The 17178-nt window shown below is 34.7% G+C and carries 17 protein-coding genes; 7 read left to right on the forward strand and 10 right to left on the reverse strand.

The window, feature by feature from the left end; translation table 11 throughout:
- Positions 1-44 precede the first annotated feature (44 nt).
- Together L1S35_RS13325 and L1S35_RS11330 are read right to left on the reverse strand one after the other, a co-directional pair.
- Positions 45-2561 (reverse strand): tail fiber domain-containing protein, encoded by a 2517-nt coding sequence (locus L1S35_RS13325; RefSeq protein WP_305070387.1) that lies wholly within the window; start codon positions 2559-2561, stop codon positions 45-47.
- 4 nt (positions 2562-2565) lie between these two features.
- Positions 2566-3042 carry a T9SS type A sorting domain-containing protein gene (locus tag L1S35_RS11330; protein ID WP_236400747.1) on the reverse strand — a complete coding sequence of 159 codons (477 nt, stop codon included), beginning with the start codon at positions 3040-3042 and terminating at the stop codon, positions 2566-2568.
- Positions 3043-3340: 298 nt separating this feature from the next.
- On the opposite strand from L1S35_RS11330, the gene L1S35_RS11335 reads away from it, so the two are divergent.
- The 3 genes from L1S35_RS11335 to L1S35_RS11345 all read left to right on the forward strand — a co-directional run bounded on the left by L1S35_RS11335 (position 3341) and on the right by L1S35_RS11345 (position 7146).
- On the forward strand, positions 3341-4534 hold the full coding sequence (locus L1S35_RS11335) for a histidine kinase (RefSeq protein ID WP_236400748.1): 1194 nt from the start codon (positions 3341-3343) through the stop codon (positions 4532-4534).
- Between the two features lie 183 nt (positions 4535-4717).
- On the forward strand, positions 4718-6376 hold the full coding sequence (locus L1S35_RS11340; protein ID WP_236400750.1) for a sensor histidine kinase: 1659 nt from the start codon (positions 4718-4720) through the stop codon (positions 6374-6376).
- 11 nt (positions 6377-6387) lie between these two features.
- Positions 6388-7146, forward strand: a complete 759-nt coding sequence (locus tag L1S35_RS11345) for a LytR/AlgR family response regulator transcription factor (RefSeq protein ID WP_236400753.1) — start codon at positions 6388-6390, stop codon at positions 7144-7146.
- Positions 7147-7151: 5 nt separating this feature from the next.
- On the opposite strand, the gene L1S35_RS11350 is transcribed toward L1S35_RS11345, so the two are convergent.
- The gene (locus L1S35_RS11350) at positions 7152-8396 is read right to left on the reverse strand and encodes an MFS transporter (protein ID WP_236400755.1); all 1245 of its coding nucleotides are present in this window, start codon (positions 8394-8396) and stop codon (positions 7152-7154) included.
- An 87-nt stretch (positions 8397-8483) separates the two neighbouring features.
- Entirely contained in the window at positions 8484-9632 is a 1149-nt protein-coding gene (locus L1S35_RS11355; RefSeq protein WP_236400757.1) for a C1 family peptidase, read from the reverse strand.
- Between the two features lie 109 nt (positions 9633-9741).
- On the opposite strand from L1S35_RS11355, the gene L1S35_RS11360 reads away from it, so the two are divergent.
- The 4 genes from L1S35_RS11360 to L1S35_RS11375 are packed head-to-tail and all read left to right on the forward strand — an operon-like array spanning position 9742 to position 13285.
- A complete protein-coding gene (locus L1S35_RS11360; RefSeq protein ID WP_236400759.1) occupies positions 9742-10581 on the forward strand; it encodes a 1,4-dihydroxy-2-naphthoyl-CoA synthase in 840 nt (279 codons plus the stop codon).
- A gap of 59 nt (positions 10582-10640) precedes the next feature.
- Positions 10641-11564, forward strand: a complete 924-nt coding sequence (gene menA / locus L1S35_RS11365; protein ID WP_236400762.1) for a 1,4-dihydroxy-2-naphthoate octaprenyltransferase — start codon at positions 10641-10643, stop codon at positions 11562-11564.
- Positions 11565-11571: 7 nt separating this feature from the next.
- Complete coding sequence (locus L1S35_RS11370) at positions 11572-12249, forward strand: metal-dependent hydrolase (RefSeq protein ID WP_236400764.1); 678 nt, start codon at positions 11572-11574, stop codon at positions 12247-12249.
- A gap of 1 nt (position 12250) precedes the next feature.
- Complete coding sequence (locus tag L1S35_RS11375; RefSeq protein ID WP_236400767.1) at positions 12251-13285, forward strand: o-succinylbenzoate synthase; 1035 nt, start codon at positions 12251-12253, stop codon at positions 13283-13285.
- A 40-nt stretch (positions 13286-13325) separates the two neighbouring features.
- On the opposite strand, the gene L1S35_RS11380 is transcribed toward L1S35_RS11375, so the two are convergent.
- From L1S35_RS11380 to L1S35_RS11405, 6 genes are read right to left on the reverse strand one after another with little or no spacing between them, the layout of a single operon-like run.
- On the reverse strand, positions 13326-14120 hold the full coding sequence (locus L1S35_RS11380; protein ID WP_236400769.1) for an oxygenase MpaB family protein: 795 nt from the start codon (positions 14118-14120) through the stop codon (positions 13326-13328).
- Positions 14113-14478, reverse strand: coding sequence for a hypothetical protein (locus tag L1S35_RS11385; RefSeq protein ID WP_236400771.1), 366 nt, complete (start codon positions 14476-14478; stop codon positions 14113-14115). The genes L1S35_RS11380 and L1S35_RS11385 overlap by 8 nt, the downstream gene beginning before the upstream one ends.
- A 26-nt stretch (positions 14479-14504) precedes the next feature.
- Positions 14505-15860 carry a cell envelope integrity protein CreD gene (creD, locus tag L1S35_RS11390; protein WP_236400773.1) on the reverse strand — a complete coding sequence of 452 codons (1356 nt, stop codon included), beginning with the start codon at positions 15858-15860 and terminating at the stop codon, positions 14505-14507.
- A gap of 18 nt (positions 15861-15878) precedes the next feature.
- The gene (locus L1S35_RS11395) at positions 15879-16178 is read right to left on the reverse strand and encodes a hypothetical protein (RefSeq protein WP_236400775.1); all 300 of its coding nucleotides are present in this window, start codon (positions 16176-16178) and stop codon (positions 15879-15881) included.
- Positions 16179-16235: 57 nt separating this feature from the next.
- Complete coding sequence (locus tag L1S35_RS11400) at positions 16236-16532, reverse strand: winged helix-turn-helix domain-containing protein (RefSeq protein ID WP_236400777.1); 297 nt, start codon at positions 16530-16532, stop codon at positions 16236-16238.
- 2 nt (positions 16533-16534) lie between these two features.
- The gene (locus L1S35_RS11405; RefSeq protein ID WP_236400779.1) at positions 16535-17143 is read right to left on the reverse strand and encodes a hypothetical protein; all 609 of its coding nucleotides are present in this window, start codon (positions 17141-17143) and stop codon (positions 16535-16537) included.
- Positions 17144-17178 lie beyond the last annotated feature (35 nt).

Here is a 17178-nt window from a genome sequence, read left to right on the forward strand (position 1 = left end):
TCTGGTTAGACCATCATTTGCGGCAGCTGCTCATTAATTAACCTTTACTTTTTGTTCAGCTCTCCAATAAGTCTTTTTAGTTCGTCAATTTGTTGTTGCATTCCTTCGATCTCTTGTTGCTGTTCTTTTACAGCAGCAATAAGAATAGGAACAATTGCTGTGTAATTAACGGCGTTAAACTCTACTTCGTCGCTTAACTTTTTACCGTTTTGTGAATCATTATTTTCATATTCGGCAGGCTGCACCGTTTTTTTTATCGCACTAGGTAGTACTTGTTGCAGTTCATCGGCAATTAAACCATATTGTAAACCCTCTGGCAGGTTCATGTGTTTATAAGTACTGGTGTTATAATTGTATACCGAAGGTTGTAGACGGTTGATTAACGATAAAGCTTCATTCAAAGGCGCTATGTCGGTTTTCAGTTTTCTATCGCTTGCGATAAATAAACCAGTTGTATAAACAGTTCCATTAAAATAACCACCAAAACTGGTAGTCGAACCTCCACTTCCGGAACCATACACACCGTAAGCAATTTCACCACCAGTTGCAAGACCATAAAAACCATAATTGGAAATACTAGCATTGTCTGCAGTTGAATAAACCCCATAAGAATTGTTGCCTAACCTTGCGGTAGCATGAACTCCATAATTGGTAGAAGTGCCATACATTCCATTTGCCTCAACTCCGTATGTGGTGGCTCCAAACTGACCACTTGCGTAAATTCCGTAATTTCTAGAGGCACCATTTTTACCGAAAGCAAACATGCCATACCTGTCGCCTGAACCTGCAATAATCGATTGTCCACCAACGCCAAGACTTCCACCGTCTCCCCAAACACCAGTACCATAATCTGCACTATTGTTATTTACACCGTGTACACCATAAGCTTCTGTATTGGTGCCTGTAAACTCTCCTCGTATGACTCCTTGTGATGCGGCAGTAGTGTTGCTTAGTACTTCTAGTTTGGTTGACGGTGCATTGGTTCCAATTCCCACTTTGTTACTAAAGTAATTTATATCTTCACCAGTTACATATACTCCATATTCGTTGCCGGTGGTGCTACCAACCGAATTACCATAAAGAAGGTATGAATTACCGGTACCGTCATTATCAGCAGTAATATTTAGACCATACAAATTGCCTGCTTGCCCTGCTGCTTTGTTCACATCGGCAGCATATCCGTAAGTGGTTCCGGATCCGTTATGGTTAACCAACTGGTGGCTGCCGTAAATGGTAGATGTACTCGCTGCGGCTGCATCTACCCAGTTATAAGTGCCATATCTTGAACCGGTACCAAGAGGTGCCAAGTAGTTATAATTTCCGAATACACTTCCGGTGCCATTTGGTATAGCGTTTAGATAAGAACCATAAACAGAACTTGCATCTCCAGCGGTGCCTTCCATCAAAGAATATACGCCATATTTAGTTCCGGCACCCACTTCATTTACGTTCAAATTGATTCCGTATTTGTTAGATGCACCTGTGTAATTATTCTGTATAAATAAACCTGTAGGTGTGGTTGAATCGGCTATATTTATTTTAAGCCTATTGCTGTCAGGTGTTGTTGTACCAATTCCTACATTCATGTTGGGATCTATACTAAGTGCTGGACTTGCCTGAACTGTTAGATGTAGTGAGCCGGTCGAATTTCCGGCTCCGGTACCTAAGTCAACATCGGTAGTACTACCTGAATAAGAACCCAAGTAACCTCTGTAAGCCCCGTCTTCGTACAGACCCATAAACATATTGGTGGTTCCTTCCACTCTCATCGCGTTACCAGTGGTACTTTTCACATGCAGTTTTGAAGTAGGAGTTGTGGTACCTATACCAACATTAGCACCATTATTGAAAATATTGTTGCTGTTTACTAACCACGAAGTACCATCCCAATAAGGCGTATTTCCAGCAACAGTACCGTTTAAAAGTATTCCTGGGTTGCCCTGAGGCCCTTGAGCACCAGTTGCTCCGGCAGGGCCAGTTTCACCTATTGGTCCCTGAGGACCTGTTGCACCCGTTAAGCCTGTTGGCCCTTGTGGTCCTGTTGCACCTGTTAATCCTATTGGTCCTTGCGGACCAGTAGCTCCTGTAAGACCGGTTGCACCAGTTGGGCCCATTGGTCCCTGAGGACCTGTTGCACCTGCTGGGCCGGCAGGTCCTGGAGTTCCATTTACAGAAAATAATGCATAAGGTACGCTTAAAAGTTCGTTAGTGCCTGAGATAGTATAGTTCGACCCTCCAGTTGGGTCGGTCTCTGTTTTAATAAAATAGGGTCCATCTGCCCAATTAATCCCTGCAAATGTTCCGGTTAGTGGTGTGCCACTACCAATTTCTAAACTTACTAAACCGTTGGCATTGGTATTTGGGGTCTGCGTTTCGCTATATACTACAGTACCATTTGATGTACCTTGCAATACACTTATTTTCATTCCAACCGCTGTTGATGTTATTAGTGTATTACCATTGTTACGGATTACGGCTTGGTAACTCATTTTTTGTGGGGCTTGCGCAAATGCGCTTGCAGTTATAAAAAGCCCAGCTATGATTGTATAAATTTTTTTCATCTTTTTATTTTTTAATGATTTTAAATGTTTTTATGTCTTTATAGTTGTTTGTTACTTTTAAAAAATATATCGCACTCGGTAAATTTTCCATACGGATAGTTTCTATGGAACTTGTGATTTTTTTGTTTTCAATTAATTTACCGGTTATGTCGTACAGTTGAAAGTTCAAAGAAGAAAGATCGCTGTTGCCAACATTTAGTGTTAAATAATCAATAGTTGGGTTGGGGTATGCCTGTATAAGATTTACTTCATGGTTTTCCAATCCTAATACTATTGAAATTTCGTAGGCTTGTTGTACGCCTTGAGCTACCGACCCATTAGAGCCTGTTATGGTGGTGTAAACTATCTGGCCTACGCTGTAAGCAACGGTTCCTCCGCTACCGGAAGCATTTCCGCCGGAAGCTGTAGCGGCTTGTTGTGCATGTGCTGAAAGACTAAATCCTAATAGCAAAACACCTAACTTTAGTTTTTTGTGTTTCATGTTGTTTTTTTTAAAGGTTAATTTTCGTTTACTTTTATAATTATGTTTTTCTGATTGTGTCTTCTTTGTGATTCTGAACCAAAAGTATTTGTTGTTCTTATTTTAAAACCCACCTAATTGACGGATTTAGCTTCTGAATTGATGAATGGTAATTTTTCATTAAATCAGATCAAAGGGTGTGTAATTCATTGTTTATTAATCCACAAAAAACAATGCGTCAATTGAGATGAGCCATTCATCAATTGAGAAAAAGTTTAATTTCTAAACTTTATAAGTTTGTTTATTTAAATTTAATTGTATGACCGATTTAGTAAAGTCTAGAATATTCAATAATGAACAATTTGAAGATGTATTGATTTATTTTTCTAAATCCATTTTAGGAAAAGAAAATGAAGAAGATTTGCTATGGGATTTAGCTAAAAACTGTATTGCCAAATTAGGCTTTGTGGATTGCGTTATTTATATCATCAACACGCAACAAAATGTGTTAGAACAAAAAGCGGCTTATGGACCCAAAAGCCCAAAAGATAAAAATCTCTATAATCCCGTCACGATTAGTTTAGGACATGGAATTACCGGTACAGTTGCTGTTACAGGTAAGGCCGAAATTATTAATGATACCTCAAAAGATGAAAGATACATCGTTGATGACGAGCTTCGGCTATCTGAAATTACAGTACCTATTGCTACAGAAAGTGTGATATATGGTGTTTTAGACTGTGAACATCCAAGTAAAGGATTTTTCACACAACAACATTTAAAAATGTTATCCACGATAGCGTCTATCTGTGCTATTAAAATTGAAAATGTTAGAGCATCCAAATTAATTCAGGAAAAACAAGACAAGCTGCTCAAAATAAAACAAGAGGTTGTCGAACTAAAATTAAAAGCCTTAAATACTCAAATGAATCCACATTTTGTATTTAATGCCCTCAATGCCATACAGTATTTTATTACTTCTGAAAACAAAAAATCAGCTTTAGAATATCTATCAGTCTTTAGTAAACTGATACGTTTTTATTTAAAGCATATTGAAAAAGACACCGTTACACTCGAGGAAGAAATGGCCATGCTCAATTGGTATTTAAAATTGCAGCAATTGCGATATGATGATCAATTTCAATTTGAAATTACTCTTGATAAAAGTGCTGAAAATACAGATGCTTTGATACCTTCTTTTATTCTTCAAACGCTATTCGAAAATATTATTGAGCATGGTATCTATTGCCAACATACTAATCAAAAGATTGAAGCGCTATTTAAAGTAACCCAAAAAAATGTAATTGTCGACTTGTCTTATAGTTATGATCCTAAGTCGGCGAAAATCAGTAACTATTTACCAGAGTATCGAGATCGAATTGTGGAATGGCAAAATCAAATACAATTACTCAATACTTTTAAAAACTATAAGATAGAAAATAAGATTACTTTCCATAAAAATAGTAAATTAACGGGCGGAAATATTAACTTACTACTACCTAATTTGCAATAAACCATGGTAAATGACAAAAGGATAATAGTGTTTTGCTGGTTGTTTTGCTTCACAGTCTTTGGAGGTTTTGCTCAAAAAAGTAATAACTCGATTCCCTTTTCAGTATATCTTTCAGAACATGATTCTATTTCATTTCAAGAGGTAATACAATCTAAAAAACTATTCAGAAACCCAAAGACATTCATGAAAAAAACAAATCCTTCTCAAACTTTTTGGATTCAATTGGATTTTAGAAACATGGCACACCAATTAGAAAAGGATACTACCTATACTTTAAAATTTAAGGATTTCGAATATGCCACTTTTTATTATCAAAATAATGCAACGATAGACCAACGCTACATTGGAAGATTTGATGGAATTAAAAACTCAGAACTGATGATTTATAGTCATGGAACATACTTCAACAAACACAATCTGATAGACAATAGGTATTTATATCTTAAAGTTAAAAGGGTTAAATCTTTTGAAACTATTTCACAATGGAAGTTCACATATCATTCACAAAGCGAGGAGAATGCGATAAATAGAGGATTAACCTGGACTAACATCAAAAAATTAGTTCCCTCTTTTTTATTTGCCGGTGTTTGTATCATCATGTGCTTACTAACATTCTCCTTTTATCTGTACTTTAGACAAAAAGAGTATTTATTTTATTCGCTTTATGTTTTAAGTTTTTTTCTTTACTTGTGTGGCAATAATCTAAAAATATATGATTTCCTTTTTGACAAAAACTTGTTTTATAGTTTTTGGTTCTATAACAATTTACAAATGGTGATAAACATATGGTATTTGAGTTTTATTTCCCATTACTTAAAAACGGTCATAGACTATCCTAAACTACACATCGCTATAAAAATTCTTGTATCGATACTGATTATTCTAGTGGTTTTAGATACAGCTTTTATTTTTTTAAACCTTTTCACAGGACATGTATATGTAATGTCTTTTCATCGGTTTATAATGATCCTATTTGGAATCTGTGGAATGATTTATCTCCTGAAAAATAAAAAAAACAAGTTGGCACTATTTATTGTCATTGGTTCATTTTGTTATATGGTAGGAGCTATAGCTCATATATTTTACAACGATTATTATATTATGCTTACGGGTGTTTCACTTGAAATTATTGTTTTTGCCTTTGGTCTGACTTACAAAATGCAACAAACACATAGAGAAAAACTACGATTTCAAGAAGATTCTCATATAAATAAAACAAAAGCATTAAAAGCTCAAATTAACCCACATTTTATATTTAATTCCTTAAGTTCTATCCAGCATTTAATTGCCACTAACCATAAAGAATCTGCCCTAAAATACCTTACGAAATTTAGTCGGTTAATGAGAAATATTATGGAAAATTCTATTGAAGCAACTTCATTATTAGCTGACGAAATAAAGATTTTGAAAGATTATTTAGAATTGGAATCCTTACGTTTTGATAATGTCTTTAATTTTTCCATAGAAATTGATCAAGCCATAGATACTGATGCTGTTGAGGTTCCAATGCTCATCATACAACCTTTTGTTGAAAATGCTATTTTACACGGTTTATTGAATAAAAAACTAGGTCCTAAAACATTAATCATCAATTTCAGAATGTTTGAAAACTATATCAGTTGCGAAATAGATGATAATGGTGTCGGTAGAAATGCTGCTGCAAATGATGACAATAGGATCAATAAACACAAAAAATCGCGTGGTATGGAAGTCACTGAAAATAGGTTGCAACTTCTCAATACTAAAAATCCTCAAGAAAAAAATATAGAGATTATCGATAAATATGATGAGCAAGGCCAATCCTTGGGAACCAAAGTAATTATTAAAATTCCAATTAACTAAATTTTTAAGCTATGAGTTTAAAAGCCATAATTGTAGAAGATGAAAAACATAGCAGAGAAACTTTGAAAAACCTGCTTGAAGAGTTTTGTGTAGACGTAAAAGTTATAGAAACTGCAGCTAACGTTGATGAGGCAGTTACAAAAATTGCTGCATTACATCCTGATGTTGTCTTTTTAGACATTGAGCTGCAAACAGGAACTGGATTTGACGTGCTGTCGCAGTTAAGAGATATCAATTTTGAGGTTATATTCACAACCGCTTTTGAGCAATACGCAATTAAAGCAGTTAAATTCAGTTCTCTCGACTATCTTTTAAAACCTATTGATTTAGAGGAATTACAAAAATCAATTGAAAAAGCGAAAAAGAAGAAAAATCAAGATGTCTATAAAAAACAATTGGAGACATTAATGCTTAATTTAAAGCAACAACATCCAAAACTCAACAAAATATGTCTTTCAACCGCTGATGGTTTTGAATTTATAAATACCGCTGATATTCTTTATTGCAAAGCTGAGGGTTCTTACACAACTTTCATTTTAAATAATAATTCAAAACTCTTAGTTAGTAAACATTTAAAAGAATATGAATCACTTTTGCTGGAGCAACAGTTTATGCGTGTCCACAATAGTTTTTTAATCAATTTAAATGAAGTTAAAAAATTTGTAAAATCAGATGGAGGCTACATTATAATGAACAATAACGATGTGGTAAGTATCTCCAGATCTAAAAAAGATGAATTTTTGGAACTTATGAATAATTTAATGCATTAGAAAAATCAATCTACATAATCTAAATCTGTATTATGGGTTTCACTTATTGTAAGTGTGGCATAAAATGCTAAGCCGAATGCAATCAAACCTACAAAAGCAGCCGAATATATAACGCTGTTAGTTTGCTTCAGATAATCAAAACCAATAAGCATTATCGGTACTGTACCTCTTACCATATTGGGCACACTTGTAGTTGCCGTGCTTCGCAGGTTAGTACCAAATTGCTCTGCTGCGACGGTAACAAATAATGCCCAGAAACCGGAGCCAAATCCAATCCAGGCACAATAGAAATAATACATGTTTTCGGTTTTCTTGCCGCTAAAAAGAAGCAATACTACTCCGAGCAACGTAAACAGCAGCATATACAAGATTGCTTTCTTTCTCGATTTTAAAACTTGAGAAAACCAACCGCTGGTGAAATCACTTATAGAAGTTGCAATATAAGCCCACATGATTGCCTTTCCAGGATTTATGGAAGCGATGCCCATTTCAGGTGCAAATTGGTTTGCCATAAAAACTAAAATTCCTATGCCATACCAAATTGGAATCCCAATAAAAACGCAACGCATATATTTTAGAAAAAGTACTTTATTGGTAAAAAACGAAAAGAAATCACCACGTTTTATAGCTGCATTTTCCTTTACGGTTTTAAACATACCGCTTTCAGCCACGCTAATTCGCAATACTAATAACACTAAACCCATGCATCCACCAATAATATAGGCTGTTGTCCAGCTTCCTGCCAATTCAACAGTAAATTGAGCAACCACAGCGCCAAGCACACCAAATCCTGCAACAATCGAAGTTCCGATGGCGCGTAATTCTTTGGGTAAGGTTTCAGAAACTAAGGTTATTCCGGCACCTAATTCACCTGCCAAACCAATTCCGGCAATAAAGCGCAACACAGCATAAATAGTTCCTTTGTCGGCAAAATTCATTTCAGGTAAAAATCCACAGGCAATATTGGCTAGCGAATACACAAGGATAGAACCAAACAAGACAGAAAGCCTTCCTTTCTTATCACCAAAAACACCCCAGATGATTCCGCCCAACACTAATCCAATCATTTGGTAATTGATAATCATGGTTCCTACTTTATCAGCGTCCAAATTCATGTCGTTTAGACTTGGAATTCGTACAATGCCAAAAAGCAATAAATCATAAATGTCAACAAAATAGCCAAGTGCGGCAATGATTACGGGAAAACTAAATAGAATACGGAATTTTTCTTTGGCGGAAAAGGTTTTCATAAAGTTGGTTTTGGTTGGATAAATATAACAAAAAACCTGAAAAAATTTAATTCCTTCAGGTTCGTTTGTATTGTTTATCATTCCGGTTTATACTCCCAATGATGATTTTGTTTTTTTGATGAGACCGTCTTTGTGTACCATCACCGAGATCGCTTTTAATCGAACATAGGGAACGCTCATATAAACGAAACCATCTCTTCCGGATTTTGCTCCCCAAGAGTTTTTTACTTTGTAATATTGGTTGCCTTTTTGGTCGGCAACTTTCCCAACAATGTGCATCAAATGGTCATCCACAGTATTGAAATTTTCAAACTCGGCCTGACGGTATTCCTGACTGATTTTTTTTTCGGGTTTTATTTGTGTCAGAATAGCATTCGAGTCATCTTCGTTTTCCGGAATAACGGCAATGCCTTCTTCGCCCGAAAAAGTTCTTTCGCTATTATCGGTGTCTAAAGCTAATGTATATCCTTTATCGAGCGCATTATCTATATTTTGAATAAACTCATCTAAAGGCAGATTGTAATAACTGCCATTAGCAAAATTATCGGGAATATTTAAAATAAAGTTTGAATAAAAAGGCGCATTTGTAAATGAAGAAATGGTTACATAATCGTCTAAATTCAGCTTGGTCGTGGCTAAAAATTGTTTTGGCGTTAGCGATTTTCCTTCGTAATTAATTTTGTTGTTATCGATAAGTTGTTGAGAAGAAATTAATTTATCACTTTCGTTGAATTTACCCATGTATGTATCTAAAACTGTTGTATAATCTGACTTCCAATTTGGATAATTTTTTGGAGTTTCAGCTACTGCTTTTTTTACAATTGCTTCTAATTCGGCAACCATTTTCTCGTGGTTGAATTTTGATTTTGGATTTGTTTTTCCGATATAATTGCTTTCGGGAACAACGCCATATTTTCGGGCACTGTTGATAACATCGTGACTTAATCCGCCTTCTCCAAACTGTGTTTTTCCCTGACGCATAACATAATTTTCGGCTTTGTCAAGATAGGTGTTGCGTACATTGTACATTTCAGACAGGTCGATTTTCTTTCCGGTTAAACGAATGATTTCGGCTTCTAAAAATGACGTAGTAGAAAAACTCCAGCATGTTCCTGTTTTGTCTTGAGAGATTACAGGCGTTGCTTCAATATCTTTAATGGTGTGGAATTCATAAGTTTGTGAAAATCCGATGCAGCTGAATAATAAGAAAGCAACGGAAAATATCGATTTAATCATACGGATTTACTTTTGTTTTTGTAGATAAGAGTAAAAAATGCGTTATTTTTACGCTAAAATAATAGAATTTATTTTTTGACATTTTATTTTAACAAATTTTAGCATTTACATGAATTCAATTAATTGGAAAACAGTTAAAGATTTTGAAGACATCACCTATAAAAAATGCAATGGCGTTGCGAGAATAGCTTTCAATCGTCCCGATGTTCGAAATGCATTCCGTCCGAAAACTACCAGTGAATTATTACAAGCTTTTCACGATGCTCAGGAAGATACTTCTATCGGTGTGGTTTTGCTTTCGGCTGAAGGTCCAAGTTCTAAAGATGGTGTTTGGTCATTTTGTTCAGGCGGAGACCAAAAAGCACGTGGTCATCAGGGTTATGTTGGAGATGATGGTTATCATCGTTTAAATATTTTGGATGTGCAGCGTCTGATTCGCTTTATGCCCAAAGCTGTTATTTGTGTTGTTCCGGGTTGGGCTGTTGGTGGCGGACATAGTTTGCATGTGGTTTGCGATTTGACTTTAGCCAGCAAAGAACACGCTATCTTTAAACAAACTGATGCTGATGTAACGAGTTTTGACGGTGGTTATGGTTCAGCTTATTTGGCTAAAATGGTTGGACAAAAGAAAGCCAGAGAAATATTCTTTTTGGGAAGAAACTATTCAGCACAGGAAGCTATGGATATGGGAATGGTTAATGCGGTTATCCCACATGCTGAACTTGAAGATACAGCATATCAATGGGCGCAGGAAATTTTGGCGAAATCACCAACATCTATAAAAATGCTGAAGTTTGCCATGAATTTAACCGATGATGGCATGGTTGGTCAACAGGTTTTTGCTGGTGAAGCAACAAGATTAGCCTATATGACTGACGAAGCCAAAGAAGGAAGAGATGCTTTCTTAGAAAAAAGAAAACCAAATTTTGACAAGAAATGGCTGCCGTAAAAAGTGTTCAGTAAGCAGTAGCAATTGGCAGAAAATAATTAGATTTAATATTATATCAAATGAAACACTGGGTTGAAGCCGCAAGATTAAGAACATTACCGCTTTCCGTATCCGGAATTATTGTAGGTAGTTTTTACGCCATGTCGCAAGCAATGTTCAATTGGAAAATTGTAGTCTTTGCTTTGCTCACAACTTTGGGACTGCAAATACTTTCCAATTTTGCCAATGATTATGGAGATGGAATAAAAGGCACGGATAATGATGACAGAGTTGGTCCAAAACGAGCTATTCAAAAAGGAATAATTACGCCAGGTGCAATGAAAAATGCCATGATAGTCATGTCGGTTATCACGTTGTTTTTTGCGATTTCATTAATCTATTTTGCCTTTAAGGAAAGTTACCTGCTTTACTCTTTTATCTTTTTATTTTTGGGAATTTTAGCTATAGCTTCTGCTATTCGTTACACAGTTGGAAACAGCGCTTATGGATATCGCGGTTATGGCGATGTATTTGTCTTTGTTTTCTTTGGATTGGTAAGTACGTTTGGGGTGTATTTTATGTTTTCAAAAGAAATAGATTGGTTATTATTATTGCCGGCAACAGCTATTGGCTTTCTGAGCGTTGGAGTTTTAAACTTAAACAACATGCGTGATGAAGAAAGCGATAGAAAAGCAGGAAAGAATACAATCGTTGTTCAAAAAGGTGGTGAATGGGCAAAACAATACCATTATTTCTTAGTCATTTCGGCTATGGTTTTGGTTGTAGCTTTTGCTTTTTTAAATGATTTTCATTTTGACCAATACATATTTGTTGCCGCTTATTTCCCATTGGCTGGGCATCTTATACGTGTGCGTAAAAATAGAAACCCGAAACTATTAGATCCTGAGTTAAAAAAATTGGCGTTGAGTACGTTCTTTCTTTCTATTTTATTGGCTTTAGGTTTGATTTATTTCATCTCAGATTTGTTGGTTAATTATATTTAACATTACTATGAAAATTACATTCTACGGACATTCTTGCATCGGAATTGAAATTAGTGGAAAGCATATTATTGTTGATCCATTTATTTCGGCTAATGAAAAAGCGGCTCATATTGATATTAAGACGTTGAAGGCTGATTATATATTGCTTACTCATGCACATCAGGATCATACTTTAGATGTTGAAGCTATTGCAAAAAATACCAATGCAGTGGTAGTTTCTAATTGGGAAATTGCTACTTATTACGGTAACAAAGGATTTCAATATCATCCAATGAATCATGGCGGAAGCTGGCAGTTTGATTTTGGTAAAGTGAAATATGTTGCTGCAGTACATTCGAGTTCTTTTGCTGATGGTACTTATGGAGGAAATCCAGGCGGATTTGTAATCGAAGGCGAGCACAAGAATATTTATATCTCTGGTGATACTGCACTTACTATGGATATGAAGCTAATACCACTGCGAACAAAATTAGATTTGGCAATTTTTCCAATAGGCAATAACTTCACTATGGATGTCGAAGATGCTATCATAGCTGCTGATTTTGTGAAATGTGATAAGATTTTGGGTTGCCATTATGATACGTTTGGTTTTATAATTATCAATCATGATGAAGCCAAAAAGAAATTCTTTGATGCCGGAAAAGATTTAATGCTTTTGGATATTGGTGAAAGCATTTTGCTTTAAAATGAAAGCTTCTTACTTCAAATACATACTACATTTTAAAAATCCTTCAGGAACTTCACGAGGCATTTTAACCGATAAAGAAACCTGGTTTATTGTCTTGGAAAGAGATGGTAAAAAAGGAATAGGCGAGTGCGGAATTCTTCGTGGATTATCCGCAGATGATCGATCTGATTATGAAGAAAAAATACATTGGGCTTGTCAAAATATTCATCTCGGAGAACAAAAACTTTGGGATGAATTAATCGAATTTCCATCCATTCAATTCGGAATTGAGATGGCTTTTTTGTCTCTGAAAAGTGAAAATCCATTCGATTTATTTCCTTCTGATTTTACAAATTCCACTAAAAGTATTTCCATAAACGGATTAGTTTGGATGGGCGATGAGGCGTTTATGAAAACCCAAATTGAGGACAAAATCGAACAAGGTTTTAGCTGTATAAAATTGAAAATCGGAGCCATAGATTTTGACAAAGAAATCGATTTATTGCGGTTTATTAGAACTAATTTTGATGAAAATATGATTGAAATTCGGGTCGATGCTAACGGTGCTTTTTCTGAAAATGATGCTTTAAATAAAATAAATCAAATTACTGGTTTTAAACTTCATAGCATAGAACAGCCTATCAAAAAAAATCAAACTGACACGATGTCAGTTTTGTGTAAAAATAGCCAAATTCCTATAGCTTTGGATGAAGAGCTTATTGGTGTGTTTACAAAGGAAGATAAACAGAAATTGCTTCAAAGAATCAAGCCACAATACATCGTTTTGAAGCCAAGTTTTATAGGTGGATTTCGAGGCACTTTAGAATGGATTTCGTTGGCCGAAAAATTAAATATCGGCTGGTGGATTACTTCGGCTTTGGAAAGTAATATCGGTTTGAATGCAATTGCGCAATTTACTTTTTTGCAAAATAATTTAATGCCTCAGGGTTTAGGAACCGGAAGTTTATTTACCAATAATTTTGATTGTCCCTTGACGGTTTCAAGAGGACAACTTTGGTATGATAAAAACAAAAATTGGAATTTCAATTTATAAAAAAATCCCGTTCAATAGAACGGGATTTTTTCTTTAAAATTTATCTGGTTTGAATATCCAATTCGTTAATCTGAATTTTATATTCTGATGGAAGTAACATGTTTTTGAAAATTTTTCCAAGCTTCATATTTCGACTGAATTTGTATATCGGAATGACTATCGTCAGCAATGAGAAATCACTCAAATACAAAAGTTGTTTCACCCGTTTTGGGACAACTAACTTCTGACTTTCGATAAGCACTTTATATCTAAGCAAACCAAGATGTTTTTTGTATTGCTTAAAAAGATCAAAAGTATATTTACTCGGTTTTAAATTTTCAATCAAATGCGATTCTCTTATTGGTAACCATTCTTTATGTGTTGAAGGCAACTCAACTAATCCCATTCTGGTTCCAACACGATAAAAAACATTATAGACTTCTTCCTTTTCATCAGCAGTCAGTTTTCTTTCGAGAAGTTCATAAGACGCAATCGAATAATGAATAAGCATAAATAAAACATCGCGGTAAGCCCAATCCGGAATTCTCGCACCTCGATTTTGCTCTATTGCACTGTGTATATCACTTAACATATCAATCGAAGCGTTGGCTTTATCCATAGGAGCAAATACAATCGACTTTGCGTATTTCACTGTAGAAAATAATCTTCCCAAAGGATCTGATGGCAGTTTTCCGGTATAATAAATCCAATCTACCGCTTTGTTTAGCGCAAATTCAGCAGAAGCTCCGGCAAAAATAAATAGTACCGTATCGCTCTTTCCCCAGATTTCTCTAACTATTGAATCTTTTTTAACAAATAGTTCCATAATATCTAATTCGTTTGATGATTTATTCATGAATTTTAACCCATTCAACACTTTCATCATCTTTGAGCTTGATGACTAATGTTTTGGTGTGTAAAGGCCAGGATTGTATACGTTCCTGAGCAATCATATAGAAGAAATGATTATTGTCAATTCGGTTTGGCTTACCCAGTAAATCCAAAATTTCGACCTTAGTTAAGGTTTTTATTCTGCCACTTGAAACCAAATCGTTGAGCATACTGTTTCGATATGGATAATCTTCACCTTCCTGTATTTTCCATTTTTCTTTCTCAAATGTTATTTCAGTTTGAGCTTCAGAATTATTTTCATCACTGTTTTTGCAAGCCAAACAAGGCAATGAAAGGACCAATAAAAAAATTATCTTTTGCATAATTAGGATTATTATCAGTTACAAATTTACTTACTCCAATCGATTTTTCTCGAGAAGTACATCACAGCTCCAAGTATCAGGAATAATCCAATGCTGCCAACAAGTAAAGCGTAATCTTCCATTTGGATAATTACATAAATGAAGGTGTATAAAACGGAAAGTGAGGCTCCAATAAACATTGGGAATTTCCTGTTCTTCAAAATCGAAATCGAATACATCGTAATCATAGCAACAACCGAAGTTCCGGCAACGGTATAAGCAAAGCTAAACGTACTGTGTTCTGTAATCGAAATCAGCAAAGTATAAAACATGATTAAAGCCAAGCCAATCATCGAATACTGAAAAATATGAATGTTGATTTTGCTAACCGATTGGATTAAGAAGAAAATCAGGAATGTCAAACCAATAACCAGAAAGCCATATTTAGAAGCGCGTTCATTTTGTTGGTATTCATCTACAGTTTGGATAAGTTTCACACCAAATAAATAATCATCCAAATCAGGCAAAACATTTGCATATTGCTGTGTAAAAGTTCTGTTGATATCGAGAATTTTCCAATCGGCATGAAATCCATTATTATTGATAGTTTTAGTAGTATCGCTTGCCGCAAATGAACCTTCGAAACTTGGTGATTTCCAATCAGAATCGACGCTTACCGTAGTTATTTTTCCAACCGGAATAAATTTCACACTATTACTTCCGTTATAGGTTATTCCGAAATTGAAATTGATTTTGTCTTTATTTACTAATGCTTTATAGTCGAAATTGTTAGTAGCCAAAACGCTGTAATCGCTTTTGTCATTGTTTTGTGGTTCGAAAGAATAGGCATCATTATTCAGCTTAATTTTAAGCTCGCTTTTGATACTTTTTAAATTGGTCGTTTTTACAATTATCGAAGCTTTGTTCCACTGAATATTTTCTTCCGCAACTCCGAGTTTTGTAAAATTTGGACTTGTAAAATTTCCACTGAAATTCATATCTGCCGTGAAAACCACATGATTAAAAATACCGCGTTTGAGCGATTCATTCTTCTTGATATTAGAAGTGTTTTTCAATTCATTTGGAAAGAAATAGGCATAATTGTTTACCAATTTTCTTTCGATTGTAGTTACACCAGTTTTTGGATTAGTGACATTGTAGGCTTCGTAGCTGGTGTACGGAATTCTTAAAACCGGGCCATAAAATAAAACGTCTTTTCCCCATAAATTGGTGACTTCATCAACCATTTCCATTTTTCGCTGTGAACGTTCGCGGATTAAATCCTGTACAAAGAATAGCGGAATTAATAAGACTAAGGTTAGGAATCCGACCATAATCATTTTGGCGGTATTCGATTGAAAGAATGATTTAACTTCGGTAATTTGATTTTCTGAATTTTCCATGATTTTAATTGTTTTTAGTTAGAATAAATTATTGTGAAATACGATGTTTATATACAGTAATGTAATTGGGATGTTTGCCAAAAGAATAAGCATGCGAATAGCGATGATTTCTCTTTCTAAGCGATTGATAATAAAATGATATAGTAAGTGGATTAATGTTATACCATTCAAAAGGATAGCTACAAGAACATAAAAAAAGCCGGTAATCATAATTTCTAAGTTATCCTGAAAGCTAAAGTGAATTAGTAATAAAAGTGTTCCAATGCCAAATGACGTAATGGCCAAATAAGTTGAAAATTTTCCTGTTGCTGTTTTCATAGTTTTAATTTATTTGAAAGTACTTTGAAATTCAAAGTTTAGTAATAAAAAAATAGATTAAGATTTCGATATTAATTTTTCAAGTGCTTCGATGTGTTCCCTAAATGCTTTTTTTCCTGCTGTCGTGGCAATATACCTCGTGTTAGGTTTCTTTCCGATAAATTGTTTTTCAATCATGATATAATTTTCGGTTTCCAATGCTTTGGTATGACTGGCCAGATTGCCATCGGTCACGCCTAGCAGTTCTTTCAGCATATTAAAATCGACACTTTCATTAACCATGAGCACCGACATAATCCCGAGACGAATTCGGTGATCAAAAGCTTTGTTTATATTTTGGATGATAGCTTTCAAAATTAATTTCTATCGTATTTAAAATACATTACAGCTCCATAAACTATATGGCAAATACCAAATCCTATAACCCAAAAGTACAAACCATATCCTGAAAACTCAACGGCAATTAAACCTAAAATAATTTCAGTTATGCCTAAATAACGAACGTCTTTTAAAGTGTATTTACTAGCATTCAGACAAGCCAATCCATAAAAAATTAAAGTTATTGGAGCAATCAGACCATAAACGCCGTGACGCAATAGGAGTAAAGCAAAAATTCCACCTGTAAACAAAGGAATTGAAAAGTTTATCAGCAGTCTTTTGGATGAAGCATTCCAGACATTTTCTCCTAATTTTTTTGCTTTTTGCTTTGTCATAATGAAAGCCGTAACTAATGAAAGTACTAAAACAACAAAAGCAGTTAGGACAATTAGTTTAAAGGTTAATCCTTCGATAATTACAACATCATATTTGTTTTTCTCTAAAAGAGTATTGACTATATAAGCACCAATTAATGCATAAATCCCAGCCAAAATTCCGGATAAGCCACTTAATGAAATAAATTGTGTTGATTTTGACATCATGTCCTTGATGTCTTGTATGTCCTTAAGATATTTTTCGTTTTCCATTTTAAAGTACTTTGAATTGCAAAGTAAATGAATAA

This window comes from Flavobacterium anseongense, from assembly GCF_021608185.1.
GTDB lineage: Bacteria > Bacteroidota > Bacteroidia > Flavobacteriales > Flavobacteriaceae > Flavobacterium > Flavobacterium anseongense.